Below are 26475 nucleotides of genomic sequence, written 5' to 3' on the forward strand. Positions count from 1 at the left end.
AGACAAGCGAGAGCAAAGGTCCCTTGCTCTCCCTCAGGCGTCGCGGCGCCGCAGGACGGTGGAACCGGCGGCGAGCCCGGCCGCCGCCCACGCCGTACAGAGCGCGATGCCGACCCAGCGCGCGTAGGGCGCGACGCCGCCGAAGACCGGGTTCGGCTCCCCGGTATTGAGCATCGCGTTGACGCCCGCGAAGCCGGGGAAGTAGTTCACGGCGTCTTCGCCGCCCAGCGACCCGGCGAACATCGGGATCATCACCAGCAGCACGAACACGGTCACGATCGTCCCTGCCGTGCTCCGCAGCGCCGTCCCCAGACCGAGGCACAGCAAGCCCAGTAGCGCGAAGTAGCCGCCCATGCCCGCCGAGGTCGCGAGGACCTCGCCCACCGACGAGTCCTGTGCCGGGATCAGCGGCGCCGAGAGCGCCACGCCGGCGAGCGTGTTCAGGACGCCGTAGCCGAACAACACCGGCAGCAGCACGGCCGATTTCGCGGCGAGGACCCGGTTCCGCACCGGGACCCACTGCAAGGTCGAGCGGATGCTGCCGCTGGCGTATTCGCTCGTGACGAACAGCGTCGCCAGCGCGACCACGGCGAACTGCGTGAGGTAGAAAGCCGCCCCGGTGACCACGGCGTGCGGGGCCATCGAGCGTTCGACGCCCGCGTTCGCGGCCAGGCCCACCGCGCCGGAGTAGGCGAGCATCAACAGCACACCGGCGATCAGGCACCACCAGGTCGACCGGACCGACCAGAACTTCGTCCATTCCGAAGAGATCGCGTTCATCGCGCGCTCCACTTCTTGAAGAATCCTGTCAGCTCGCCGCGGAAGAACTCCAGCGCCTTCCCCGAGTCGATCGAGCCGTATTGGTTCTCGACCTCGGTCGGCGGCAGGTGCGTTCGCAGACCGAGCTGGTCGATCAGGATCGCCGCGTCGGTCACCGACGAATGGCCGCTGTTTTCGACGAGGTCCCGCTTCTTCGGCCCGGTGAGCCGCGGCCAGGTCTCCTCCCAAGAGGCTCCGTAGTACTTCTCGCCGGTCGGGCTGGTCAGCAGCAGGAACGGCCGGTCGAGGGAGACGGTGCCGAAGAACGGGCCGTCGACGTCCACGCCCGCCTTGATCCGCCGGTCCGTGACCATCGCGGCGGCGGTCGCCGAACCACCTGCCGAGTGACCGGCCATCCCGATCTTCCCGGCGTCGATCGACCAGCGCCGGTCCTTGAGCAGGGTGTCGACGACGAACGACGTGTCGATCGCGCGGTTCGCGATCGCGGTGGGCCAAGGGTCAGGCTGCCGTCCACAAGCGACACACTGACGCAGCCCGTCGGGGAACTCGGTCGCCCACGCTTCGTAGGCGTGGTCGATCCCGGCGACCACGAAACCCTGTGAGGCAAGGTGTTCCGCCACCGAGGTCAGGGTGATCCGGTTGTTGCCTGCCCCCGGCGACAGCACCACCAGCGGACGCCGCCCCGGCAGGGAAGGCGCGTTCTCCCGCGAGTGGACCCGGATCTTGCTCAGCGCGTCCGGCGGCAGATCGAGTTTCCGCCCGGCCACCGCCGCCGCGGACTCCGCTTCGGTCATGTACAACGACGTGCGCCCGATCGGGACGGCCGGATACCAGACGTTGACCATCAGCTCACGCCGCTTTTCGGGCACCCAAGGGTCGGCGCGCTGCTGATCGGTGAGATGCAGCGTGCGCAGCCCGATCGGGAGCGGGCCGCCCGGCGCGGGCAACGACAGATCAGGTGCGGCCGCCGCCGGCGCGGGCAACGACAGATCAGGTGCGGCCGCCGCCGACGCGGTCGCCGGTACCCCCAGCAGACCGGCGATCACCGCCGCCATCACCACGAGTGACTTCATGCCGCGACTCCCGTTCCGTATTCGACCGACGACGCGGTCAGTTCCATGTAGGCCTGTTCGAGTGATGCGGTCCGCTCGGTCAGTTCGTGCACGCGGATCCCGAGTTCGTGCACGGTGTCGCCGACGAGGTGGACGGGCAGGTCGTGCACGATCAGTTCGTCCCGGTCGGTTTCGGTGATCGCGCCGAGCGCGCGCAGACGTTGTTCGAGCGCCCGCAGTTCGGCGGGAACGGGCACCCGCACCGCGACCGACGCCCGCGAATTGCCCGCGATGAATTCGTCGACCGGGGCGTCGGCGAGCAGCTTTCCCTTGCCGATGATGACCAGCCTGTCCGCGGTCAGCTGCATTTCGCTCATCAGATGGCTCGACACGAACACCGTGCGGCCCTCCGCCGCGAGCGACCGCATCAGCTGCCGCACCCAGCGGACGCCGTCGGGGTCGAGGCCGTTGACCGGCTCGTCGAACATCAGCACCCGCGGATCGCCCAGCAGCGCTCCGGCGATGCCGAGCCGCTGCCCCATGCCGAGGGAGAACGTCCCGGCGCGTTTGCCCGCGACGTCGGTGAGCCCGACCGTCGCGAGCACCTCGTCCACCCGGGTATCCGGGATCCCGTTGCTGCGCGCCATCGCCAGGAGGTGCTTGCCCGCGCTCCGGCCGGGGTGCAGCGCCTTGGCCTCCAGCAGCGCGCCGACCTCACGCAGCGGATGCCGCAGGTCCGCGTACTTCCTGCCGTCGATGTGGACCTCGCCCGCGCTCGGCGCGTCGAGGCCGAGCGTCATCCGCATGGTCGTCGACTTGCCCGCGCCGTTGGGACCGAGGAAACCGGTCACCTTGCCCGGCTCGACGGCGAAGGTCAGCCCGTCGACCACCGTCTTCTCGCCATAGCGCTTCGTGAGTCCTCGAAGCGTGATCATCCGCGTCCTCCTTCGTGTTGTGCAAGTCTTCAGCGAGAGGGCACTCGCGGACATTGCCCCGAAGTCATCGGTCACCCCTTACTTTCGGCAGGTGCCGCTCGGCACGAGTCACGGCGGAAAGGCAGAATCGGCGCCATGACCACCCGCGAACAACGGCGCGTGAATCCGCTCGACCTGGTGATGCTCGTTCTCGCCGTGTTCTCCGTCGGGTTGCTCGTCTACGTGACGTTCTTCCCGCATTCGGAGGAGACGGCGCACACCGTCTTCATCATCGACACGACGGTGTGCGGGATCTTCGCGCTGGAATTCCTGTGGCGGTGGCGGCGCCACGGCTGGGAGAAATGGTTCCCGCTGCGCAACTGGTACGAGATCCTCGGCATGATCCCCATCGCGCATCCGGCGCTGCGCGGGTTCCGGCTGCTGCGGATCCTGGTCGTGCTCGTCCGGCTCGCGCGCACGGCCGACCGCGCCTTCGGGGAACGGTTCACGCAGCGGCTGGTCGAACGGCTTTCGCGGCCGATCGTGCTGGCGATCAAGAAGCCGATCACGATCGCGGTGCTCGACGAGGTCGTCAAGGTACTGGAAACCGGGAACTACCCGCAGAACCTCGCGCGCTCACTCGGCGAGAACCAGACGCTGCTGCGCGGGATCATCGCCGAGAAACTCAAGAACGACCCGCAGGCGGGACGGCTTTCGAAGCTGCCGTTCCACGACGAGGTGGTGCGATCGGTGATCGACACCGCGATGCGCGTGATCCTCGAAGTGCTGACGGACCCGCGGATCGACGAGTTCTTCGCGCATGTGGTGCGGGAGAACCGGGAGCAGATCCGGAGCGCGGTGCAACTCGGGCTGAACGAGCGTGAGGACGACGAGGAGCTGGCGTCACAGCTGCCGACGCGGCCTCAGCACCAGCTGATGGACTGACGGGGGCGGGCTGCCGGATGTCATGAAAGGGCCGTTCAGGACGAAAAACGTCCTGAACGGCCCTTTCATGACATCCGGCGCTGGGTGGTCCGCCGGGTGGGCGCAGCGCTCAGCGGGTCTTCCGGCCACGGATGCTTCGGATACCGCCCGCGGAGATCGGCGCGCACGGCCGCGTAACCGGTGCGCCAGAACGACTCCAGATCGGCGGTGACCGCGGCCGGCCGTCCGGCGGGGGAGAGCAGGTGCAGGACGACGGGCACGCCGGCCAGTTCCGGCGTCGCGAGCCAGCCGAAGGTCTCCTGTAGTTTCACGGCCAGCACCGGTTGCTCGCCCGAGTAGTCGACCCGGAGCCGCGAACCCGACGGTACCTCCAGCCGGTCCGGCGCCAGTTCGTCCAAACGCGACGCTTCGGGCCACGGCAACAGCCCGCGTAACGCGGCCCCCGCGTCCAGCGAAGCCAGGTCCGATCGCCGCCGCGCCGAGCCGAGATCCAGCCAAGTGTCCAAAGTAGACAGCAAAGCGGCGTCGGAGACCGCGGGCCAAGGTGAGCCCAGCACCCGGTGCAGGAAGGACAGCCGTTCGCGCAGCCGTCGCCCGTCTTCGGACCACCGCAGCAGGCCGAGCCCCTCGGTGCGCAAACCGTCCAGCAGCGCGGCGCGGATCGCGTCCGGCGCGGGCGAGCGCAACGGCTTCTCCGACAGCACGATCGCCCCGAGCCGCCGCACGGAACGCGCCACGACGTCACCCGAAGACCAGTGCACCTCGTCTTGCGAAGACACCAGATTCGGCGCCGCGCGCACCGCGAGGTCTTCGTCCGCGGGTGCGGCCAGCCGGATGATGCCCTGCGCGCGGCCGGGATCCCGGGTCGCTTCGGCCACCGCCAGCCATTCGACGTCGGCCAGCCCGCTGCCGCGCGGCAGTTCCGCCGCCGTTCCGCTCGCCATCAGATACACCGGTGTACCCGCGGAACGTCGTCGCGCGAGCCGTTCGGGATGCGCCAGCGCCACGACCAGCGCCGGATCCGCCGCACCGCCGCCGTCGGGCACCAGTTTGGAAAGCCGCCGCACGTCGGACTTCCAGCGGTCGTCGCCCCGCACCCGCCGCAGTTCGGCTTCGAGATCGGTCAGCGTGCCACCGCTGTCCAGCAGTGCGACGACCTCGGCCGCCGAACGCGCATTGGTCCGCGCCGCGCCGTCGAGCAACGCCCGCGCGAGCCGCGGATGCAGGCCCAGCCCGGCCATCTTCCGGCCGCGTTCGGTCACCGTCCCGTCTTCCGCGGTCGCCCCGAGCGTGACCAGCAGCGCGCGACCGGCGGCCAGCGCACCTTCGCCGGGCGGATCCCACCAGGCGAGGCCGGAACCGTCCGGGGTGGACCAGCACGCGAGTTCGAGCGCGAACCGCGCCAGTTCGGCCGTCCTGATCTCGGGTTCGGGATACGACGGCAGGGAACCCTGCTCATGCGCCGCCCAGCACCGGTAAGCGCGTCCGGGTGCTTCTCGTCCGGCGCGGCCGGCGCGCTGTTCCGCGACCGCGGCCGAAACCCGGACCGTCGCCAGCCCCGGCAGGCCACGCCGGTGATCGACGCGGGGCACCCGGGAGAGCCCGCAATCCACCACCGCGCGCACACCCGGCACGGTCAGGCTGGACTCGGCGACCGACGTCGAGAGCACCACCCGGCGACGGGCGCGCGGGCGCAGCGCGTCGTCCTGGCTCGCCGCCGAAAGCCGTCCGTGCAGGGGCAGCACGTCGGCGTCCAGGCCGTTGAGCAGCCCGCTCACCCTGGCGATCTCGCCCGCACCCGGCAGGAAGGCGAGCACGTCACCGTCCCCTTCGGACAGTGCTTTGTGGATCGCCCGGACCACGGTCGCCTCGATCCGCTCGCCGCGCACGGGCGGGGAGTACGAGACGTCGACCGGATAGGTCCGGGCCTCAGCGGTGATCACCGGCGCGTCGCCGAGCAGCGCCGCCAGCCGACCGGCGGCCACGGTGGCGGACGTCGCGAGCAGGCGCAGGTCGTCCCGCAAGCCGGCGCGGACGTCCAGGAGCAGCGCGAGCAGCAGATCCGCGTCGAGATGGCGTTCGTGGCATTCGTCGAGCAGGACGGTCGAAACCCCGGCCAACTCGGGGTCGCTTTGCACCCGCCGGACCAGCAGCCCCGAGGTGACCACTTCGATCCGCGTCGAAGAAGACACCTTCCGGTCTCCGCGTACCGAGTAGCCGACCGTCTCACCGACCCGTTCCCCCAGCAGCGACGCCATCCGCGCCGCCGCGGCGCGCGCGGCCAGCCGCCTCGGTTCGGCGACGATCACCCGGCCTTCACCGTTGTCCAGCGCGAGCGGGACCAAGGTGGTCTTACCGGTTCCCGGGGGCGCGACGAGGACAGCGGTGCCATGGGCGTCGAGCGCGGCTTCGAGTTCGGGCAGGACGGCGCGAACCGGCAGATCGGGAAGGGTCACTGCTCGGTGACCTGCGGCGGGGGCGGGATCCGGTAGCCGGACGGGCCGATGTTGCGGTTCAGCGATGCGAGCCATTCCCCGGACGAGATCATCTTCTGAATGGCCCTGGCCACCGCCGCCTTCCCCTCGGCGTCGTCCTTGCGCAGGCCGACGCCGTATTTCTCCTTCGAGAACGGCTTGCCGACGACCCTCAGCAACTCCGGGTTCTGCGCCACGTAACCGGCCAGGATGACGTCGTCGGTGGTCACCGCGTCCACCTGTCCCGCGAGCAGCGCCGTGACGCAGTCCTGGTAGCGCGGGTACTCGATGAGCTGGACGGCCTGGGCGAACTTGTCCCGCACCTGCTCGGCCGACGTGGTGCCGCCCACGGCGCACAGCTTGCGGCCGTTGAGGTTCTCGGGGCCGGTGATGTCGGTCGACCGGAGGCGGACGAGCAGGTCCTGGCCGGTGTCGAAATAAGGTCCGGCGAAGGCGACGGCCTGTTTGCGTTTTTCGGTGATCGAGTAGGTCGCCACCATCAGATCCGTGATCCCGGAGGTGATGTCCGTCTCGCGTGACGACGGCCTGCTGTCGTGCCAGGTGATGTGATCCTCGTCGACACCCAATTCGCCGGCGATGTACTTCGCCACGTCGACGTCGAATCCGACGTACCGGCCGTCGACGGTCTGCTCGGAGATTCCCGGCTGGTCGAAGCGGATACCGATGGTGAGTTCGTTGAACGCGACGGCGCGCGCGACGAGGGAATCCGACGGGCCGGCCTCTTTGCCGCAGGCCGCCGCCGCTGTGACCAGCATCAAGCAGGTCGCCAGCAGAGCGCGTCCCCTCATCGGGTGCCTCCGTCCGCCGCCTCACGTTGTTCTCAGGGTTGACGGCTAGCCTATGCCCGTGCGTAGACCGCCCCAAGTCGTACTCGACGCCGTGGGCACACTCGCCCGGCTCGGACTGGCCGCCGTCTGGTTGGTTTCCGGAGCGCTGAAGATCAGCGATCCGGGGCAGACCTACATCGCGGTGCAGGCCTTCGATGTCCTGCCGGACGGGTTCGTGCGCCCGGTCGCGATCGGGATGCCGATCGTCGAATTGGCGCTCGGCCTGCTCCTGCTCGCCGGGTTCGTGACCCGCTGGGTTTCGGTGCTGTCGGTGCTGCTGCTCGCGGTGCTCATCGCCGCCATCGCCCAATCATGGGCGCGGGGGCTGAGCATCGATTGCGGTTGCTTCGGCGGCGGCGGTCAGATCGCCGCGGATCAGACGCAGTATCCGCAGGAGATCGCCAGGGACCTCGGGTTCGCCTTGCTCGGGGTCTGGCTGATCGTGCGGCCGCGGACCTGGCTGTCGGTGGACGGCTGGCTCGGGAACTCCGGGGCCCCCGCCGACGACGACTATGTGGGTATCGCTGAAGGGAACGAATAATCGTGGGTGGAGCTGAGCGCAACGCTCGGAAACGCAAGCAGCAGCAGACGGCGGCGCGTTCGGTGGCGCAGGCCAGGGGCGTCGCGGGCGGCGACAAGAAGAAGGTCGTCGCGATCACCGTCGCGGTGGTCGTGCTCGCCGCGCTGGTGATCGGTGGCGTGATCTGGACGACGTCCAGCAAGGACACCACCGAGGGCAAGGTGATCGCGGCGCAGTCGGGCACCTGGGGACCCGGTGTCGTCGAGAAGCGCGACGGAGCCGCCGTGACCGCCGGCAAGCCCGAGGCGAAGAAGACCATCGACGTCTACGCCGACTTCTTGTGCCCGGTCTGCAAGCAGTTCGAAGAGTCGTTCAAGGACCAGATCCACGAGCAGGTGAACAACGGAACCCTGCAGGTCCGGTACCACATGCTGCCGATGCTCAACCAGCGTTCCGACCCGCCGGGCTACTCGCTGGACTCGGCCAACGCCGCGCTCGCCGCGGCCGACGCGGGCAAGTTCCTCGCCTTCCACGACGCGCTGTTCAAGGACCAGCCGCAGGAGGGCGCGCGCGGGTTCGACAAGGCGCAGCTGATCAAGCTCGGGCAGGACGTCGGCATCACCGACCCGGGCTTCGCGCTGGCGATCAACACCGGCGCCTACGAGCAGCAGATCCAGGACGCGTACAAGAAGATCTCCACCGATCCGTCGCTGCAGCAGGACTTCGGCCAGGGCCCCGGTTTCGGGACGCCGACCGTGACCGCGAACGGTCAGGTCGTGAAGCTGGAGCAGAACTGGGTCGAGAAGGTCGTCGGCTAGCACGCAACTACCGCGTTTCGTCCTCTAAATGCGGTGGTTGCGGGGCGCAAGGACCGCATTTAGAGGACGAAATGCGGGAGTCAGGGGAGCAAAGCGGAGGCGACGGCCGCGAAGGCCTGTACGCGGGCTGTCTCGGCGGAGCGCGGCCAGACGAGTCCCCACTCGACGTCGGGTGAACCGGCGAAGGGCACGAAGCGGATTCGCGGGTGGCTGAAGTACTCGCGCGCGTGTGCGGCGAGCGGGCAGATACCGGCGCCGGTGGCGATCGCGGCGAGCAGTTCCTGAAACGTCGCGAAGGGCTTGCCACGCTTCACGGGGTGCCCGGCCGGCGTCAGCCATTGCCGCGGTTCTTCGATCCAGTACGGCTCCGGCGGATGCGCCGCGCGGAGGACGGTGTCGCGGGCGAGGTCGTCCAGGGTGACTGACTTCCTTCGCGCGAAAGGGTGTTTCGACGACACCGCGAGCACCATCGGTTCGGTGTAGACGGCCGGTCCGGTGGTGAGCTCGGGTTCGTCGGCCGGGAGCAGGGTCACCAGGACGTCGATCTCGCCGGAGCGCAACATCGCGAACGGATCGGCGAAATCGGCTTCCCGGATGAGTAGTTCCGTTTCCGGGTAGCGCCGCCGGAAACGGTCGAGCAGTCCTTCGGTCAGATCGGCGACGCCGGGCGCCTCGAAGCCCAGCCGCAGCACACCGCCGATCCCTCGTCCGGCGGCGATCGCGCGATCGATGCCTTCGTGCAACGCGCGGTAGGCGGGGCCGAGATCGTCCCGCAGCCGTTCGCCGATCGGCGTGAGCCGGACCCGCCTGCTGGTGCGGGCGAACAGCGGCGCGCCGATCCGGTGCTCGACCTGTTTGATCGACTGGCTCACCCGTGCCTGCGAGACGTGCAGCCGCTCCGCGGTGCGGCCGAAATGCAGTTCGTCGGCCAGCGCCAGGAAGATCTCGATATCCCGCAGTTCCATAATCCCCAGGTTATCGATCCGGGCCGATGTCGGTCAGCGGGAACCGTCTTTTTCGCAGGTCTAGACCATGGAAGCTTCAACATGCGTTAATTCAAGCCTTGAACTTACGCCCGTGTGTCGAGGAGGACCCGGATGCGGAGATTCACCCTGGGGATACTGACCGCCGCGCTCGTGCTGGGGTCGCACACCCCGGCACTGGCCGGAAACGGCCCCGCTTACCGGGACGCCTGGCGGCCGGTGAAGGTCCGCGTCGCCGATCTGCTTTCGCGGATGACCCTCGACGAGAAGATCGGCCAGATGACGCAGGCCGAACGCCTCGGCATCAAGGCGCCCGGCGACGTCACCAAGGGAATGCTCGGCTCGCTGCTCTCCGGCGGCAGCTCCCAGCCGACCCCGAACAACGCGGTCACCTGGGCCGACATGTACGACGGCTTCCAGAAGGAAGCGCTCGCCACCCGGCTCGGCATCCCGCTGATCTACGGCGTCGACGCCGTCCACGGCCACAACGGGCTGTACGGCGCCACCGTCTTCCCGCACAACATCGGCCTCGGCGCCACGCGCGATCCCGGACTGGTCGAGAAGATCGGCCGCGCGACCGCCGAAGAGGTGTCGGGCACCGGGATCGACTGGAACTTCGCGCCGTGCCTGTGCGTCGCGCGCAACGACCGGTGGGGCCGGACGTACGAATCCTTCGGCGAGGTGCCGGAAATCGCCTCCGCGATGACGACGGCCATCGACGGCCTGCAGGGCCGTTCGCTGTCCGCGCCGGGCTCGGTCCTCGCGACCGCCAAGCACTACATCGGCGACGGCGGCACGACCGGCGGCGACGATCAGGGCGAGACCGACATCAGCGAAGCCGAACTCCGCGCGGTGCACCTGCCGCCGTTCCGCGAGGCAGTCCGCCGCGGGGTCGGTTCGGTGATGATCTCCTACAGCAGCTGGAACGGCCTCAAGATGCACGCCGGTTCCTACCTGATCAACGACGTGCTCAAGGGCGAACTCAAGTTCTCCGGCATCGTGATCTCGGACTACAACGGCATCGACCAGATCGACCGCCAACCCGGCTTCACCCCGGCCGAGGTCACCGCGTCGATCAACGCCGGCATCGACATGGTCATGGTTCCCTTCGAGTACCAGAAGTTCATGGACACGCTGAAGGCCGAAGTCCTCGCCGGACGGGTCACGCAGGCACGGATCGACGACGCGAACCGGCGCATCCTGACGAAGAAGTTCGAACTGGGCCTGTTCGAACGGCCGCTGACCGATCGCCGGTTCATCAAGACCATCGGCAGCGACGAACACCGCGCCCTCGCACGGAAGGCCGTCCGCGAATCGCAGGTGCTGCTGAAGAACGAGAACCGGGTGCTGCCGCTGGACAAGGCGCGCAACCGGATCTTCGTCGCGGGCAAGAGCGCCGACGACATCGGCAACCAGAGCGGCGGCTGGACCGTCGGCTGGCAGGGCAAGAGCGGCCCGGTCACCGAGGGAACGACCATCCTGCAAGGGATCCGGCACACCGCGAAGGCCTCGTCCACGGTCACCTTCGACAAGGACGCGAACGGGATCGACAAGTCCTACGACGTCGCGGTCGCGGTGGTCGGGGAGACGCCGTACGCCGAGGGGCGCGGTGACAAGCCGGAGGGAATGGGGCTCGACGCCGAGGATCTGGCGACCTTGAAACGGCTTCAGGACAGCGGCGTCCCGACCGTGGTGGTGCTCGTTTCCGGGCGGCCGCTGGACATCGCCCAGCAGCTTCCGGAGTGGGACGGGCTGATCGCGTCGTGGCTGCCCGGCTCGGAAGGCCAAGGCGTCGCGGACGTCCTCTTCGGTGACTACAACCCCACCGGCAAGTTGCCGGTGACGTGGATGCGCAGCGCTGACCAGCAGCCGATCAACGTCGGTGATGGAAAGTCCGGGCTGTTCCCGTTCGGGTTCGGCCTTCGCTATCGGCATGGGTGGTGAGGTATGAGGAGATTCGCGGTCCGGCTCGCTCTGCTGTTCGTTTCGTGTCTCGCGCTGGCTCTGGCGCCGGTGACGGCACAGGCGGCACCCGCGTTCAAAGTGCTGGCCTTCTACAACGGGACCTACGACGCGGCGCACATCAGCTTCGTCAAGGAAGCCAACCAGTGGTTCCCGAAAACCGCTTCACAGAACAACTTCAGCTACACCGCGACCAACAACTGGAACCAGCTGAACTCGCTGCAGCCGTCGCAGTACCAGGTCGTGCTGTTCCTGGACGACCTGCCGCAGACCTCGGCGCAGCGCTCGGGCTTCGAGCGGTACATGAACGCGGGCGGCGCGTTCTTCGGTTTCCACGTGGCGGCTTTCAACACCAACCCGTCCGCTTGGGACTGGTACCACAACAGGTTCCTCGGCACGGGCGGCTTCAAGTCCAATACCTGGGGGCCGACGGCGGCGACGCTCAAGGTGGAGAACCGGCCGCATCCGTCGACCACGCGGCTGCCCGCGACCTTCACCTCTTCGGTGAGCGAGTGGTACGCCTGGAACAACGACCTGCGCAAGAACCCGGACATCAAGATCCTCGCGTCGGTGGACCCGGTGAGCTTCCCGCTCGGGACCGACCCGAACCAGTCCTGGTACAGCGGGTACTACCCGATCCTGTGGACCCACAACAAGTACAAGATGCTGTACGCCAACTTCGGGCACAACAAGATGAACTACGAGACGAACCAGCCGCTCTCGTCGACCTTCGCCAGTGAGGTGCAGAACCGCTTCACCGTCGACGGCCTGCTGTGGCTCGGCGGAAAGCAAACCGCACGAGGATGAGCAGGGCCAGCCGGGCCAGGTTCGCGCGATGCCATTTCTTGGCGAGCTCTTCGCGCCGGACCTGGTCCGGCTTTTCCTTGAGCAGCGGCAGGTTGACGGAGCGGACGAGGTGGACCGTGATGCCGGTGGCGACGGCCGTGCCCGCGGCGGCGGCGGCGATCGCGCGCCGGTCGCCGCCGTCGTGCCAGCTGCCGGTGAGGGCGAGCGCCGTCGACGCGATCGTCGCCGGCGCCGCCGGGATGAAGTAGCGCGCGGGGCTGCCAGGCGTGAGGAGCCCGGGGGAGCGGTCGCCGGTGAGGCGGGGGACGTCGACGACGGCTTCGTAGAGGTTCCCGAAGAACCAGTGAGCCTGGCCGATCGTGGCGATCCGGGCCCAGCGGCCGGTCTTGACCTGCATGAACCCAGACTGCCACAGCGGCGGCCCCGGCCGGGCGACACCAAAGGTCCCTTGCTCTCTTTTCGCAGGTCAGGGACCCCGGCGAGAGCAAAGGTCCCCTGCTACTCCTCGATGGCCCCGCCGACGGCACGCAGGTGCTCCCGGAACGTCAGCGAAGGCGACGTAGTGCGCTCCGCGAGAAAGTCGGCGAAGCGCACCTGCTCGCGAAGGGACTCTCCGGCGCGGATCCGCTCGGCCTGGAGCCGTTCGGTGTCGCGGATGGCCTCGGCCCGGTCCAGGACCTCGTCCGCCCGGTCGGCCGGGACGAACAGGACGCCGTCCTCGTCGCCGAACACGAGATCCTCCCGCGTCACCGTCCATTCCCCGACGACGGCCGATTCGAGCGCGCCGTCCGGGCGGGCCGAGACCGACAGCGGCCCGGTCGGGATCGAGCCGAGACTGAACACCGGCAGCCCGATCTTCTTGATGTCGCCGGTGTCGCGGTGCAGCCCCCAGATGACCACACCGCTCAGCCCGGCCGCTTCGGCTTCGAGGACGGCCAGGTCGCCGACGCAGCTTTCGTCGAGCCTGCCGCGGTTGTCGACGACGAGGACGTCACCGGGGTTCGCGGTTTCGTACGCCTCCAGGAAGACGTCGACGCTGCCGACGTGCCGGGCGGGGGTGACCCGCCCGGCGATCCGGCTGCCGGGCACGACCGCGTGCGTGCCGGCGGGCGCGCAGCGGACCGGGACGCCTGCGCGCACGCAGCCGTCGGTCAGATGCGCGGTGGTCAGCAGGGCGAACCGCTGCCGAAGCTCTTCTGGGTCCATGCCCCGACTTTAGCCACGGCGCCACACCACGGGGATGCCGTCGATGCCGCCCTCCAGCGTTCCGGCGATCTCGCCGTTGTCGCTCACGACGGTGCCGTACGCGTTGCCGGAAGAGGGGAGCGCCGTCACCGGGCCACCCGGGGACCACACCGTGGGGGTTCTCGGCGAAACCCAGCCTGTGACCAGACCGGACCCGTTGAGCGCCGTCGTGTACATGCCGCCCGGGACCTCCTGGGAGGTGTCGAACGCCGTCCACAGCCGGTCACCCAGCGGGGTCGAGGCCAGCACCTTCCCATCCCGGATCGCGATCCCGCGTGATTCGCGGACGCCTTCCGGGAGGACGAGTTGCCGCAGGACACCGTCCTTCCAGAGGTAGGTGCCGCCGAACTGCTCGTTCAGCAGGATCGTGCCGTCCTGGTCGATGTCGACGGGAGTGAGCACTGGCGGGACGTCCAGCAGCACCGGGTGCGCGTGGTCGCCGGAGGGCCAGAAAGCGGCGGTGGAACCGCGGCGAATGTCGTTGAACACCGTGCCGACGACGTCGCCGCGGTCGTTCGTGCCGTGGCCTTGCGAGTTGGTGTAGCCAGGAACCTTCCCCAGGAACTGGAAACCGCCGTTCTCGAAGACGAAGGCGTGCTTGCTCGGGTAGCGGCTCCCGTCCGGGTAGAAGACGGCGCTGCCGAGGACGGAACCGGACGCGTTCTCGTCCGCCGCGTCGACCTTGAAGTAGCCCGCCGGGATGCCGTGGTCCGCGACGGTCCCGCCGGTCCAGGTGACCAGCTTCCCGTCGGCGGTCCCCGAGTAGTCCCCGGCGCCGTTCGTACCGGTCACCCGTCCGGTGCCGCGGCCTCCGGGCGGCAGCGGCAGGTAGCTCATCGTCCAGTCGCTCGCCGACGCGGTCCCTGCCGACAGCAGTCCGACGGCGACGGTCGCGGCCAGGATCAAGCTCGTTCTTTTCATCGAAACCCCCTGTGAGTGGTGTTTCCCCTGTTTAACGGGGGTGTGGGCCACCCGTCTGCGTCACCTGACACTCACCGTGCCGTAAATAACATCCGTGCAGGACTGTATGTAAGGGGTTGATAAATACAGACCTGTCTGTATCTTCAGTTTCATCAGCACCCGGCAACGACAAGGAGCGTCGCGGTGGCGAACAAGGTTTACGTCGTCGGCGTGGGCATGACGAAGTTCGAGAAGCCCGGACGTCGCGAGGACTGGGACTACCCGCAGATGGCCAAGGAGTCCGGGACCAAGGCGCTCGCCGACGCCGGGATCTCCTTCGAGGAGGTGCGGCAGGCCTACGTCGGCTACGTCTACGGCGAGTCGACCTCGGGGCAGCGCGCGGTCTACGAGCTGGGCATGACCGGGATCCCGGTGGTCAACGTCAACAACAACTGCTCGACCGGGTCGACCGCGTTGTACCTGGCGGCGGAGGCGATCCGGGGCGGCCGCGCGGACTGCGCGCTCGCGCTCGGCTTCGAGAAGATGCAGCCGGGCTCGCTCGGTTCGACCTACGACGACCGCGAGCAGCCGATGGGCAGGCACATCCAGGCCCTCGCGGAGATCTCCGAGGTGCTCTTCCCGCCCGCGCCGTGGATGTTCGGCGCGGCAGGCCGCGAGCACATGAAGACCTACGGCACGACCGCCGAGCACTTCGCCAAGATCGGCGAGAAGAACCACCGGCACTCGGTGAACAACCCGTACGCGCAGTTCCAGGAAAGCTATTCGCTACAGGACATCCTCGACTCGCGGATGATCTACGACCCGCTCACCAAGCTCCAGTGTTCGCCGACCTCGGACGGTTCGGGCGCGGCGATCCTCGCCAGCGAGTCCTTTGTGGACTCACACGGGCTCGCCGGGCAGGCCGTCGAGATCGTCGGGCAGGCGATGACCACCGACTTCGCCAGCACCTTCGACGGGACCGCGAAGAACATCATCGGCTACGACATGAACGTCCAGGCCGCGCGCCAGGTGTACGACCAGGCCGGGCTCGGCGCGGAGGACTTCCAGGTCATCGAGCTGCACGACTGCTTCTCCGCCAACGAACTCCTGCTCTACGAAGCGCTCGGGCTCTGCGCCGAAGGGGAAGCCGGGAAGCTCGTCGACTCCGGGGACACCACCTACGGCGGCAAATGGGTCGTCAACCCGTCCGGCGGGCTGATCTCCAAGGGACATCCGCTCGGCGCCACCGGCCTCGCGCAGTGCGCCGAGCTCACCTGGCAGCTGCGCGGCACCGCGGACAAACGGCAGGTCGACGGCGTCGAAGCCGCGCTGCAGCACAACATCGGACTCGGCGGCGCCGCCGTCGTCACCGCCTACCAGCGCGCCGAGCGCTGATCTCACCGAAAGGACGAACCATGGGCAAGATCAGTGCCTCCGTCGAACTCCCCGCGGCTCCCGGCAAGGTCTGGGCGGAGTTCTCCAACCCCAACAACTTCGAGAAATGGCTGACCATCCACACCAAGTGGAAGGGCGACGTCCCGGCCGAATTCTCCAAGGGCGCGCAGGCTTCCGAGGTCGTCACGATGCTCGGGATGCCGAACACGATCACCTGGACCGTCGACGAGTTCGAGGCGCCGTCGAAGCTGGCGATCTCCGGGACCGGGATGGCCGGGGTGAAGGTCAAGTTCGAGCTTTCGGTGGAGGCGTCCGGGGACGGTTCGCTCGCCAGCATCGAGGCGGAGTTCGCCGGTCAGATGATCGTCGGCGCGCTCGGCAAGGCCGTCGAGAAGGACGGCAAGAAGAACCTCGACGCGTCGCTGGAGAACTTCAAGGCGCTGGTCGCGTGACCGACGAGCGGTTCGATCCCGGCGGGCTCGGCAAGTGGACCGACGAGTCCCGGTTCGAGGTGACCCGCGAGCGGCTGATCGAGTACGCGAAGGCCACCAACGACCCGATCCCGGCGCATCTCGCCGGGGACGTCGCGAGCCCGGTGTTCGCGATCGTGCCGGTGTTCGAGTCGCTGATGGAACCCGCGCTCGAGGTCGTCCCGGTCGGGCTGTTCGGCCGGATCGTGCACGGGGAACAGGAATTCCGGTTCCACCGGCCCATCCGGCCCGGCGACAAGCTCGTGTCGCGAGCGCGGATGACCGGCTACGAGGGCCTGTCGAACGGCACGCGCGGCACCATTCACCTCGAATGCCGGGCCGAGGACGGCGACCTGGTCAACGAGCAGTACGTGACCTTGTTCGTGCGCGGCTTCGACACCGGCGAGACGCGCGGTGAGCTCGGGCCGGAGCACAAGTTCGACGACGCGCTGCGCTCGCGGGCGCCGGTCGCGAAGGTGAACCAGCACGTCGACGACGACCAGACGTACCGCTACGCGCCCGCCGCCGGCGATCCGATGCCGATCCATCTCGACGAAGAGGTCGCGAAGGATTCGGGACTGCCGGGGATCATCGCGCACGGCCTGTGCACCATGGCGTTCACGTCGTGGGCCCTGCTGACCGAGGTCGCCGGGTCCGAGGTGGACCGGCTGAAGCGGTTCGCCGTCCGGTTCGCCAAGCCGGTGCTGCCCGGTCAGGACCTGACCACGCACATCTGGCGCGCGGGCGCCGGGAGCTACGCGTTCGAAACCACCGTCGGCGAAACCGTCGTGATCAAGGACGGTCTCGCGGAATTCGCGGAGTAGGAGCAAAGCCATGGGAGCACTCGACGGGCGCGTCGCCGTCATCACCGGCGCCGGACGCGGGATCGGCCGCGAGCACGCGCTGCTGTTCGCGCGGGAGGGCGCGAGCGTCGTGGTCAACGACCTCGGCGGCGCGAACGACGGAAGCGGGGCCGACACCGGCCCGGCACAGGAAGTCGTCGACGAGATCCGCGCGGCGGGCGGGACGGCCGTGGCCAACACGGCCAACGTCGCGGACTGGGCGGGCGCCGAGGAACTTGTCGCGCAGGCGGTGGGCGAGTTCGGCAGGCTCGACGTCGTCGTGAACAACGCCGGCATCCTGCGCGACGCCTTCCTCGCCGGACTTGAGGAATCCCAGTGGGATTCCGTCATCGCGGTGCACCTCAAGGGGCACGCGGCGGTGCTGCGGCACGCGGCCGCGTACTGGAAGACGGCGAGCAAGGCCGGTGAACCGGTGGCGGGTTCGGTGATCAACACCGCGTCGGCGTCCGGGACCACGCTGCCGAACGCGGGGCAGGCGAACTACGGTGCGGCGAAAGCGGGGATCGCCGCGCTGACCCTGGTCGCCGCCGAGGAGCTGGAGCGTTACGGCGTGCGGGTCAACGCGATCGCGCCGATCGCGCGCACGAGGCTCACGCTGGCGACGCCGGGCATGGGCGCGATCTTCGCGCAGGAGGTCGAGGAAGGGGAGTTCGACGCGTTCTCCCCGGCCAACATCTCACCGCTGGTGGCGTACCTCGCGACCGAGAAGTGCCCGCTCACCGGCAAGGTGTTCGCGGTGCAGGGCGGTGCGATCTCCGAACTCGCGGGCTGGCACGACGTCAAGGTGATCGAAACCGAGGAAGCCTGGGAGATCGACGACATCGCGGCGAGGCTGCCGTGATCGAGTGGTCCGAGACCGAACTGCTGATCCGGGACGCCATCCGCGAGTTCGTCGACAAGGAGATCCGGCCGCAGCTGGACGCGCTGGAAAGCGGGACGCTGCCGCCGTACGACCTCATCCGCAAGATGTTCGCCTCCTTCGGCATCGACGCGCTCGCGCGGGACTCGGTGACGAAACTGCTGTCCAAGGAGCGCGGCTCCGGTGGTGGCGGAGGCGGTCTGGCTTTCGGTGGGCAGGAGGCGATGGCGCTCATCGCGGTGAGCGAGCTGGCCGGGGTCAGCCTCGGCATCGTCGCCTCGCTCGGGGTGAGCATCGGGCTGACCGCGCAGACGATCCTGAGCAAGGGCACGCAGGCGCAGAAGGAACGCTGGCTGCCCGGGCTGGCGACGTTCGAGAAGGTCGGCGCGTGGGCGATCACCGAACCCGACTCCGGCTCGGACGCTTTCGGCGGGATGAAGACGTCGGTGCGGCGCGACGGGGACGAGTACGTCCTCAATGGACAGAAGACGTTCATCACCAACGGGCCTTACGCCGACACGATCGTCGTCTACGCGAAGCTCGACGAAGGCGACGGCGCCGCCGTCCGTGACCGCAAGGTGCTGACGTTCGTGCTGGACAAGGGCATGCCGGGGCTCACCCAGGGCAAACCCTTCAAGAAGATGGGCATGATGTCCTCGCCGACCGGCGAGCTGTTCTTCAGCGACGTCCGGCTCGGGCGGGACAGGCTGCTCGGCGAATCCGAGACCGGCCGCGACGGCGACAGCAAGGCCGAGGTGAAGTCCGGGTTCGCCGTCGAGCGGATCGGTGTCGCGGCGCTGGCGCTCGGGATCATCAACGAGTGTCACCGGCTGTGCGTGGACTACGCGAAGAACCGGAAGCTGTGGGGCCAGGAGATCGGGCGGTTCCAGCTGATCCAGCTCAAGCTGGCGAAGATGGAGGTCGCGCGGATCAACGTGCAGAATCTGGTGTTCCAGCTGATCGAGACGCTGCGCGCGGGCAAGATGCCGACGCTGGCCGAGGCTTCGGCGATGAAGCTGTACTCGTCGGAAGCGGCGACCGAGGTCGCGATGGAGGCCGTGCAGCTGTTCGGCGGGAACGGGTACATGGCGGAGTACCGGGTGGAGCAGCTGGCGCGGGACGCGAAGTCGCTGATGATCTACGCGGGAAGCAACGAGATCCAGGTGACGCACATCGCGAAGGGCCTGCTGGAGCGTCGCGTTTAGTCCTCTGAATGCGGTGGGCGCGGGGGCCGGGAGAGCAAGGGACCTTTGCTATCGCGCGTGTCATGGCTGTCGCGCGTGCAATGAAGGGGCCTTTCATAGCAAAATTTGCTATGAAAGGCCCCTTCATTGCGCTTGAGCCAGGTGTCGGCGGCGGGGTCAGTCGCGTTCGATCAGGTGGCCGACCACCTCGGGGCCCGGGTGGGCGTGGCCGGAGCCGTCGCGTCGCAGGTCGACCTCCGGCAGTTCCACCGGGTCGCCGTTGCGGCCCGCACCGGCCGGCCTCGGCCCGATCCAGCCGACGACCAGCCGCGTCTCGCCCTTGAGGAACCGCTGCGCCCGGACACCGCCGGTCGCGCGGCCCTTCGCCGGGTACTCGCTGAACGGCGTCACCTTCACGCTCGCGCCGGTCGCGGTGACGACCATCGGTTCGCCGTGTTCGGCGTCGTCGGTCCGGATCGCGCCGAAGAAGACCACTTCCGCCTCGCCGCGCACGACGATCCCGGCCATGCCGCCGCCCTTGAGGCCCTGCGGCCGCACCAGCGACGCGGCGTAGCGCAGCAGTGACGCTTCGGACGACAGGAACGCCAGCGTCTCGTTGCCGTCGGTGAGCCAGGTGGCGCCGACGACCTCGTCGCCGTCCTTCAGGCTGATCACGTCGAACTCGTCCGAGCGGACCGGCCATTCCGGCGCGCACACCTTCACGACACCGTGTTTCGTGCCGAGCGCGAGACCCGGGGAGCCGGCGGCCTGCTCACCGAGCGGGGCCAGGCCGATGACGCGCTCGCCCTTCTCCAGCGGCACCAGTTCCTTCGCGGCCATCCCGCCGCGCAGCGACACGGTGCCCGCCTGCTCGGGCAGCACCGGCAGCGGCAGCACGTCGGTCTTGAACGCCCGGCCGCGGTTGGTCACCAGCAGCACCTGACCGCGCGCGGTCGAATGCACGACGGCGGACACCGAGTCGTGTTTGACGCGGCCGTTGCGGCGCCGCACTTCCGAGGCCTCCTCCGACTCCGCCGCGGTCCGCGCGACCAGCCCGGTGGCGGAAAGGATCACCTGGCACGGGTCGTCGGCGACCTCCAGCGGACCCGACGGCTTCGACGCGGCGAGGACCTCCTTGAGATCGCCGTCGATCAGCGCGGTGCGGCGTTCGGCGGGGTGGTCCTTGGCGACCTTGGCCAGCTCGGCCGAGACGACCTTCTTCAGTACGGACTCGTCGTCGAGGATCTTCGACAGCTCGGCGATCTCCTCGCGCAGCTTGTCCTGCTCGGCCTCGAGTTCGATCCGGTCGTACCGCGTGAGCCGCCGCAGCGGGGTGTCCAGGATGTACGTCGCCTGGATCTCCGAGAGCTTGAACCGCTTCATCAGGCCGTCCTTCGCGGCCGCGGCGTTGTCGCTCTCGCGGATCAGCTTGATCACCTTGTCGATGTTGAGCAGGGCGATCAGCAGACCGTCGACCAGGTGCAGGCGCTCTTCGCGCTTGCGGCGCCGGTAACGCGTGCGGCGGGTGACGACCTCGTAGCGGTGGCTGAGGAAGACCTCCAGCAGCGCCTTGAGCCCCAGCGTCTGCGGCTGCCCGTCCACCAGCACCAGGTTGTTGATGCCGAAGGACTGCTCCAGCGGCGTCAGCCGGTACAGATCCGCCAGCAGCGCCTGCGGGTTCACGCCGACCTTGCATTCGATGACCAGCCGCGTGCCGTTCTCGCGGTCGGTGAGGTCCTTGACGTCCGCGATGCCGGTGAGCCGCTTCGACTTGTTGACCTCGTCGGTGATCTTCTCGATCACCTTTTCCGGGCCGACGCCGTACGGCAGTTCGGTGATGGTGATCGCCTGGCGGCCGCGGCTGCCCTCCAGCGGTCCGGTCTCGGCGCTGGCGCGCATGCGCACCACACCGCGACCGGTCTCGTACGCGCGGCGGACCTCGTCCAGCCCCAGCAGCGAACCACCGGTCGGCAGGTCGGGGCCCGGGACGTACTCCATCAGCTTGTCGAGCGTGGCGTTCGGGTGGTTGATCAGCCACCGCGCCGCGTTGATGACCTCGCTGATGTTGTGCGGGATCATGTTGGTCGCCATCCCGACCGCGATCCCGGAAGTGCCGTTGACCAGCAGGTTCGGGAACGCCGCGGGCAGCACCGACGGCTCTTCGAGCGAACCGTCGTAGTTCGGCCGGAAGTCGACGGTGTCCTCACCGAGTTCGCCGACCAGCAGCATCGCTTCGGGGGAGAGCCGCGCCTCGGTGTACCGCGAGGCGGCCGGGCCGTCGTCGGGGGAGCCGAAGTTGCCGTGCCCGTCGATCAGCGGGACGTTGAGCGAGAAGTCCTGCGCGAGCCGGACCATGGCGTCGTAGATCGCCGTCTCGCCGTGCGGGTGGTACTTGCCCATCACGTCGCCGGTCACCCGCGCCGACTTCACGTACGCGTGCGTCGGCCGGTAGCCGTTCTCGTTCATCGAGTGCATGATCCGGCGGTGCACCGGCTTCAGCCCGTCCCGCGCGTCCGGGAGCGCCCGCGAGTGGATGACCGAGTAGGCGTACTCCAGGTACGAATCCTCGATCTCCGTCTTCAGCGAGTTGTCGAAGACGTTCGCGCCGGGCTGATCGAACGCTGACGGGTCGACCTTGGTGGTGGTGCCCTTACGGCGTGCCATTGCTCAAAGCTCCTTGAATAGCAACGAAATCAGGCGTCGATGGCTTCACGGTCGACCCGGTCGGAGGATTCGACCAGCCAGTTGCGGCGTGGTTCGACCTTCTCACCCATCAACAGTTCGAGCGCGTTCTCCGCGGCTTCGACGTCATCGAGAGTGATGCGGCGTACCGAGCGGGTGGCCGGGTTCATGGTGGTGTCCCACAGTTCGTCGGCGTCCATCTCGCCGAGGCCCTTGAACCGGGGCACCGGCGTGACGATCTGCTTGCCCGCCCGCTCCAGCTCCGCGTACTTGGTCTCCATCTCCTTCTGGGTGAAGGTGAAGTGGGTTTCCGGGTTGCGGCCCTTGGTGACCAGTTTGTGCAGCGGCGGCATCGCGGCGTACAGCCTGCCGTCCTCGATCGCCGGCCGCATGTACTTGGCGAACAGGGTGATCAGCAGCGTCCGGATGTGCGAACCGTCGACGTCCGCGTCGGCCATCAGGATCACCCGGCCGTACCGCATGGTCGACAGATCGAACGTGCGCCCGCTGCCCGCGCCGAGCACCTGCACGATCGAGGCGATCTCGGCGTTCTTCAGGGTGTCGCCGAGCGACGCCTTCTGGACGTTGAGGATCTTGCCGCGCAAGGGAAGCAGCGCCTGGTACTCCGACACGCGCGCCATCCGCGCCGAACCGAGCGCGCTGTCACCCTCGACGAGGAACAGCTCGCTGCGGGAGACACCGGTGGTGCGGCAGTCGACCAGCTTCGGCGGCATGGCCGCGCCTTCGAGCGCGGTCTTGCGCCGGGCGGCGTCCTTCTGCTGCTTCTGGGTGAGCCGGACGCGTGCCGCGTCGACCACCTTCTGCAGCACGATCTTCGCCTCGGACTTGGTCTTGCGTTCCTCGGTCCAGGACCGGATGTGCTTGTCGACGATGCCCTGGATGACGCGGGTGATGCCGGCGGTGGACAGCTCGTCCTTGGTCTGCGAGGTGAACTGCGGCTCCGGCAGCCGGACGTGGACGACCGCCGTCATGCCTTCGAGCACGTCCTCGACGGTCGGCATGTCCTCCTTGGGCTTGAGCAGCCCGCGGGTTTTGGAAATGGCGTCCTGCAAGGCTTTCAGCACCGCGCGGTCGAAACCGCGGCGGTGCGTGCCGCCGTGCACGTTGCGGATGGTGTTGGTGAAGCACTCCACCGTGCGCTCGTAGCCGGTGCCCCAGCGGAGCGCGACCTCGATCTCCGCGTGACGCTCCACATTGGACTGCATGACCCCGCTGGCGTCGGCGGCGTTCTCCTTGTACGTGCCCTGGCCGTTGATGATCAGCGTGCCGCAGACGGGTTTTTCACTGTCCGGGGCGAGGAAGTCGACCATGTCGGCGAGGCCGTTGGGGAAGTGGAAGGTCTCTTCGCTGATCGAGTCGTCGACCGCGGTGCGCAGCACGTACGTGACGCCGGGGACCAGGAACGCGGTGTTGCGCATCTTCGCGCGGACACCCTCGACGTCGAGCGCGGCGCCGCTCTCGAAGTAGCGCGAGTCGTACCAGTACCGGATCGACGTGCCGGAGCGCTCGCCGCGCTTCATCTTCCCGGTGACGTTCAGCCCGGACCGGCGGGTGAACTTGGCCTTCGGGCCGGGTCCGTCGAAGGCGCCGGGCACGCCGTGCGCGAACGACATCTGGTGGACCTTGCCGCTTTGCTTCACCGTGACGTCGAAGCGGTGCGACAGCGCGTTCACCGCCGAAGCGCCGACGCCGTGCAGACCACCGGAGGTCTTGTAGCCGGATCCGCCGAACTTGCCGCCGGCGTGCAGCCTGGTCAGCACCAGCTCGACACCGGACAAACCGGATTTGGCGTGCGTGCCGGTGGGGATGCCGCGGCCGTCGTCGTCCACCTGGACACTGCCGTCGGCGTGCAGGGTGACCACGATCTTCGTGGCGTGACCCGCCACACCTTCATCGGTCGAGTTGTCCACGACCTCGGAGAACAGGTGGTTGATGCCGCGGCTGTCGGTGGAGCCGATGTACATCCCGGGGCGCTTGCGGACCGCTTCCAGACCCTCGAGATGCGTCAGGTCGTCGGCCCCGTACAGGGTCTCAGCAGTCACTGGGTACTTCTCCTGGAGTCGTGGCTCGCGAACTAGCTCGTGGAGGTGGCGTTCAACGCGACACCGTACTGGAGGATATCCGTCCCCTCCGACAGCTTCCTCTTCCCGAGCCTCACGGTGTGGCGGAACACCCGTCCCGATGGCCGGGTCACGGCTGGGGAAAGCGGCTTCCTCGCCGCTTGGATGAGGCGTTATCGTTTCCCGTGTCACAGGGTGACGGGGGGAAGAAGTGGCCGTCGGAACCGGTCCCACGCGCGTCTCGACCACACGGCGCGTCTTGAGTCTGTGGTACTTCGTGGTGGTCCTCGGGTCGCTGGGCATGCTCTCGCCGCTGCCGTTCGTGCACGCGGCGCTACGGTTGCGCCGCGCGTTCCTGTTGCTTTACGTGCTGCTCTACGGCCTGGCCTCCTACGGGCTGCTCTACCTGCTCGAGCTCTCGGGAACGGGCGAGGCGGACGAGACGGTCTTGGCGATCAGCTGGTTCTTCGGCACGATCCTCTTGATCGCGGTGTCTTGCGTCCACCTCGCCGTGCTGCGGAAGAAGATCCTCTACCCGCCGCGGGGGGCCTGGGTCGAAACCGGCATGCACTGCGGGCTGTTCTCCATCGACATCGCCGGATTCGGCCAGGTCGGCCGGAGCAGCGAGATCTTCGTCCAGGTGCGGCGGATGCTCTTCGGCCTGCTGGCCGACGCGTTCGAAGCCAGCGGCATCGCCTGGGAGGCCTGTCTCAAACGGGACACCGGGGACGGCATGATCGTCGTCGTCCCGCCGCATTTCCCCAAGTTCCGGCTGCTGCTCCCGCTGCTTTCGCAACTGGCGGCGGAACTGGCCAAGTACAACGTGGTCACCGAGCCCGAACTGCGGATCCGGGTGCGCGTGGCGATCCACGCCGGCGAGGTCACGCTCGACGAGTACGGCGTGACAGGGCGGCCGAAGGTGCTGCTCGCCCGGCTGCTCGACTCGCAGGTGCTGCGTGACGCGCTCGCCGACGCACCGGACGGCTCGCCCGTCGTCGTGCTCGTCTCGGACCGGTTCCACGAGGACGTCCAGGACCAGGGCGGCCCCGGTCTCGACACGATGAGTTACCGGCAGGTGCTCGTGCGCGAGAAGGAGACCGAGGTCGACGCCTGGCTGCACGTCCCGACGCCGGTGATCAGGAGGCTGCCGTGAGGACCTCCAGCGCGCTGTGCTGACGGGCGGCGTCGATCTTGTCGACCGGTCCCGCCCAGCGCAGGCCGTGCTGATCGAGTGACGTGCGGTTGTTCGCGATCGTCGCGTTCGCCTGCCGGGTCAGGTAAGCGCGGTACGGCCTGCCGGACAGGGCCCGGTCCAGCTCGCCGAGACCGCGGGCGTACGCGCCCTTGAAGGACGGTCCGTCGGCGCCGCAGTCGCCGGACTCGCACGGGTCGCGCAGTATCCCGTTCGAGTGAAGCTGCGACGTCGTGGTGGAGGCGTCCGCGAGCCGGCGGGCGCGGGTGAGCAGGGCTGGGTCACCGGTCGCGCGGTTCAGTTCGACCAGCGCGCCGAGGACGATGCCCTGGTTGTAACTCCAGACGGCCTGCCCGTTGTTGGCGCAGGAGGAGTTCAGCCCGTCGTTGACCAGGTCGCTCCCGTTGATCATGCCGCTCGCGCGGAACCAGTCCCAGACCTCGCGGGCCCGCGCGAGCTGGAGCGTGTCGCCGGGGAGCCGGTTGTGCAGTGACGCGGCGACCTTGACGTACAGCTCGTTGGTGACGGCGTTCTTGTACGTCTTCGCCGTCGACCACCAGAGGCCGCCGCCACAGGTCCCGTCGCGGTAGGAGTACATGTAGTTCGCCGCGATGACGGCGGTGTCGAGGTAGCGGTGGTCCTTGGTCAGGTCGTAGGCGCGGATCCAGGCGAGCGCCCACCAGCCGGTGTCGTCGATGTATTCGTTCGTGAAGTTGTTGCCGCGGTTGCGATCGAAGGTGTTGGCGATGGCGTACCGGTAGTTCTGCGAGCCGGTGCGGGTGCTGTAGTCGAGGATCGCGGTGAGCGCGTTGGCCGAGTTCCACCAGCCTGTGGTCTGCCAGAGCCCGGTGCCGTTGTCGTAGAACTGCATGAGCGCGGTGGCGGCGGCTTCGGCGCGGTCGTTCGCGGCGACGGTGGTGCGGAACCACGGCGTGCAGGCGATTTCCGGGCGGTTGCCCGCTTTCCCGCAGGCGCGCAGGGCGCCGAAGCGGTGGGTACCGGGGTCGTCCACGTTGTACATCAGGGTCCGCCAGCCGCGCTGCCCGGCGGGGATCTTCGTGTCGCCGATCCGGCTGTCGCCGGACCAGGTGCGGCCGCCGTCGAAGGAGCGGTCGAGCCAGACCTCGTCGCCGGGGTCGCCGTTGGCGATGCTGCCCCAGCCCATGTCGTCGCCGTCGGACAGGTGCAGCGTGATGCCGCGGCCCCAGACCGTCGCCGTGGTGGGTCTTCTTTCGCCGACGGCCAGCGCGGGATCGCGGCTGTCGCAGTACTTGGCGCAGATGGTCGCCGAGACGGTGGGTTCGGGAGTGGTGGCGGCCGGTGTGAGAGCGAATGTCAACGTTGTCACAAGCAGGGAGGTGAGCCACATGGATCCGAGTGTGCGGGCGGCCACTTTCCGGGCCGATCAAGTCACCCTTTCGGCCTGCGCCGATGGTCTGGAATACTTCTTGCGCGCGTGAGGTTGAACGCTCAAGCAACAACAACCCGGCTTAGGGAGCAG

Annotated in this window: 23 protein-coding genes; 11 read left to right on the forward strand and 12 right to left on the reverse strand. The window is 68.4% G+C overall.

Features of this window, described 5'->3' with window-relative positions; genetic code table 11:
• Positions 1-33: 33 nt before the first annotated feature.
• The 3 genes from IE302_RS38990 to IE302_RS39000 are packed head-to-tail and all read right to left on the reverse strand — an operon-like array spanning position 34 to position 2767.
• Positions 34-780, reverse strand: coding sequence for an ABC transporter permease (locus IE302_RS38990; protein ID WP_191259475.1), 747 nt, complete (start codon positions 778-780; stop codon positions 34-36).
• The gene (locus IE302_RS38995) at positions 777-1853 is read right to left on the reverse strand and encodes an alpha/beta hydrolase family protein (RefSeq protein WP_191259476.1); all 1077 of its coding nucleotides are present in this window, start codon (positions 1851-1853) and stop codon (positions 777-779) included. The genes IE302_RS38990 and IE302_RS38995 overlap by 4 nt, the downstream gene beginning before the upstream one ends.
• Complete coding sequence (locus IE302_RS39000) at positions 1850-2767, reverse strand: ABC transporter ATP-binding protein (RefSeq protein ID WP_191259477.1); 918 nt, start codon at positions 2765-2767, stop codon at positions 1850-1852. The genes IE302_RS38995 and IE302_RS39000 overlap by 4 nt, the downstream gene beginning before the upstream one ends.
• A 135-nt stretch (positions 2768-2902) precedes the next feature.
• Between IE302_RS39000 and IE302_RS39005 the strand changes: the two genes are divergently transcribed.
• Entirely contained in the window at positions 2903-3691 is a 789-nt protein-coding gene (locus IE302_RS39005; RefSeq protein ID WP_191259478.1) for an ion transporter, read from the forward strand.
• A gap of 65 nt (positions 3692-3756) precedes the next feature.
• Here IE302_RS39005 and hrpB read toward each other — a convergent pair whose 3' ends face one another.
• A complete protein-coding gene (gene hrpB, locus IE302_RS39010; protein WP_191259479.1) occupies positions 3757-6147 on the reverse strand; it encodes an ATP-dependent helicase HrpB in 2391 nt (796 codons plus the stop codon).
• Positions 6144-6974, reverse strand: coding sequence for a glutamate ABC transporter substrate-binding protein (locus IE302_RS39015; protein WP_191259480.1), 831 nt, complete (start codon positions 6972-6974; stop codon positions 6144-6146). The genes hrpB and IE302_RS39015 overlap by 4 nt, the downstream gene beginning before the upstream one ends.
• Positions 6975-7065: 91 nt before the next feature.
• On the opposite strand from IE302_RS39015, the gene IE302_RS39020 reads away from it, so the two are divergent.
• Both IE302_RS39020 and IE302_RS39025 read left to right on the forward strand, forming a co-directional pair.
• Positions 7066-7554, forward strand: a complete 489-nt coding sequence (locus IE302_RS39020; RefSeq protein WP_191259568.1) for a MauE/DoxX family redox-associated membrane protein — start codon at positions 7066-7068, stop codon at positions 7552-7554.
• 2 nt (positions 7555-7556) lie between these two features.
• The gene (locus tag IE302_RS39025) at positions 7557-8351 is read left to right on the forward strand and encodes a DsbA family protein (protein WP_191259481.1); all 795 of its coding nucleotides are present in this window, start codon (positions 7557-7559) and stop codon (positions 8349-8351) included.
• Between the two features lie 80 nt (positions 8352-8431).
• Here the strand turns inward: IE302_RS39025 and IE302_RS39030 are convergent, their stop codons facing one another.
• Complete coding sequence (locus tag IE302_RS39030) at positions 8432-9316, reverse strand: LysR family transcriptional regulator (RefSeq protein WP_191259482.1); 885 nt, start codon at positions 9314-9316, stop codon at positions 8432-8434.
• Positions 9317-9448: 132 nt separating this feature from the next.
• Between IE302_RS39030 and IE302_RS39035 the strand changes: the two genes are divergently transcribed.
• Positions 9449-11278: a glycoside hydrolase family 3 protein gene (locus IE302_RS39035; RefSeq protein WP_191259483.1), complete on the forward strand. Its 1830-nt coding sequence runs from the start codon at positions 9449-9451 to the stop codon at positions 11276-11278.
• Positions 11279-11281: 3 nt separating this feature from the next.
• On the forward strand, positions 11282-12103 hold the full coding sequence (locus IE302_RS39040; RefSeq protein ID WP_191259484.1) for a ThuA domain-containing protein: 822 nt from the start codon (positions 11282-11284) through the stop codon (positions 12101-12103).
• On the opposite strand, the gene IE302_RS39045 is transcribed toward IE302_RS39040, so the two are convergent.
• The 3 genes from IE302_RS39045 to IE302_RS39055 all read right to left on the reverse strand — a co-directional run bounded on the left by IE302_RS39045 (position 12051) and on the right by IE302_RS39055 (position 14269).
• The gene (locus IE302_RS39045; protein ID WP_191259485.1) at positions 12051-12500 is read right to left on the reverse strand and encodes an anthrone oxygenase family protein; all 450 of its coding nucleotides are present in this window, start codon (positions 12498-12500) and stop codon (positions 12051-12053) included. The genes IE302_RS39040 and IE302_RS39045 overlap by 53 nt on opposite strands.
• A 101-nt stretch (positions 12501-12601) precedes the next feature.
• Positions 12602-13309 carry an RraA family protein gene (locus tag IE302_RS39050; RefSeq protein WP_191259486.1) on the reverse strand — a complete coding sequence of 236 codons (708 nt, stop codon included), beginning with the start codon at positions 13307-13309 and terminating at the stop codon, positions 12602-12604.
• Positions 13310-13318: 9 nt separating this feature from the next.
• Positions 13319-14269, reverse strand: coding sequence for a hypothetical protein (locus tag IE302_RS39055; protein ID WP_229908248.1), 951 nt, complete (start codon positions 14267-14269; stop codon positions 13319-13321).
• A gap of 183 nt (positions 14270-14452) precedes the next feature.
• Here IE302_RS39055 and IE302_RS39060 point away from each other — a divergent pair, with 183 nt between their 5' ends.
• Genes IE302_RS39060 through IE302_RS39080 form a run of 5 tightly spaced genes read left to right on the forward strand, consistent with a single transcriptional unit; the run spans position 14453 to position 19040 of the window.
• Entirely contained in the window at positions 14453-15643 is a 1191-nt protein-coding gene (locus tag IE302_RS39060; protein ID WP_191259487.1) for a lipid-transfer protein, read from the forward strand.
• Positions 15644-15663: 20 nt separating this feature from the next.
• Positions 15664-16095, forward strand: a complete 432-nt coding sequence (locus IE302_RS39065) for a type II toxin-antitoxin system Rv0910 family toxin (protein WP_191259488.1) — start codon at positions 15664-15666, stop codon at positions 16093-16095.
• Positions 16092-16937, forward strand: a complete 846-nt coding sequence (locus IE302_RS39070) for a MaoC/PaaZ C-terminal domain-containing protein (protein ID WP_191259489.1) — start codon at positions 16092-16094, stop codon at positions 16935-16937. Before IE302_RS39065 ends, IE302_RS39070 begins: the two co-directional genes overlap by 4 nt.
• A gap of 10 nt (positions 16938-16947) precedes the next feature.
• Positions 16948-17817 (forward strand): SDR family oxidoreductase, encoded by an 870-nt coding sequence (locus IE302_RS39075; RefSeq protein ID WP_191259490.1) that lies wholly within the window; start codon positions 16948-16950, stop codon positions 17815-17817.
• Positions 17814-19040: an acyl-CoA dehydrogenase family protein gene (locus IE302_RS39080; RefSeq protein ID WP_191259491.1), complete on the forward strand. Its 1227-nt coding sequence runs from the start codon at positions 17814-17816 to the stop codon at positions 19038-19040. Before IE302_RS39075 ends, IE302_RS39080 begins: the two co-directional genes overlap by 4 nt.
• A 156-nt stretch (positions 19041-19196) precedes the next feature.
• Here IE302_RS39080 and IE302_RS39085 read toward each other — a convergent pair whose 3' ends face one another.
• Entirely contained in the window at positions 19197-21683 is a 2487-nt protein-coding gene (locus IE302_RS39085) for a DNA gyrase/topoisomerase IV subunit A (protein WP_191259492.1), read from the reverse strand.
• 29 nt (positions 21684-21712) lie between these two features.
• On the reverse strand, positions 21713-23764 hold the full coding sequence (locus tag IE302_RS39090) for a DNA gyrase/topoisomerase IV subunit B (protein ID WP_191259493.1): 2052 nt from the start codon (positions 23762-23764) through the stop codon (positions 21713-21715).
• Between the two features lie 277 nt (positions 23765-24041).
• Here IE302_RS39090 and IE302_RS39095 point away from each other — a divergent pair, with 277 nt between their 5' ends.
• On the forward strand, positions 24042-24935 hold the full coding sequence (locus IE302_RS39095; protein ID WP_229908250.1) for a hypothetical protein: 894 nt from the start codon (positions 24042-24044) through the stop codon (positions 24933-24935).
• Here the strand turns inward: IE302_RS39095 and IE302_RS39100 are convergent.
• On the reverse strand, positions 24919-26343 hold the full coding sequence (locus tag IE302_RS39100) for a glycoside hydrolase family 76 protein (protein ID WP_191259494.1): 1425 nt from the start codon (positions 26341-26343) through the stop codon (positions 24919-24921). The genes IE302_RS39095 and IE302_RS39100 overlap by 17 nt on opposite strands.
• Between the last annotated feature and the right edge of the window lie 132 nt (positions 26344-26475).

Source organism: Amycolatopsis oliviviridis, assembly GCF_014654365.1.
Lineage (GTDB): Bacteria > Actinomycetota > Actinomycetes > Mycobacteriales > Pseudonocardiaceae > Amycolatopsis > Amycolatopsis oliviviridis.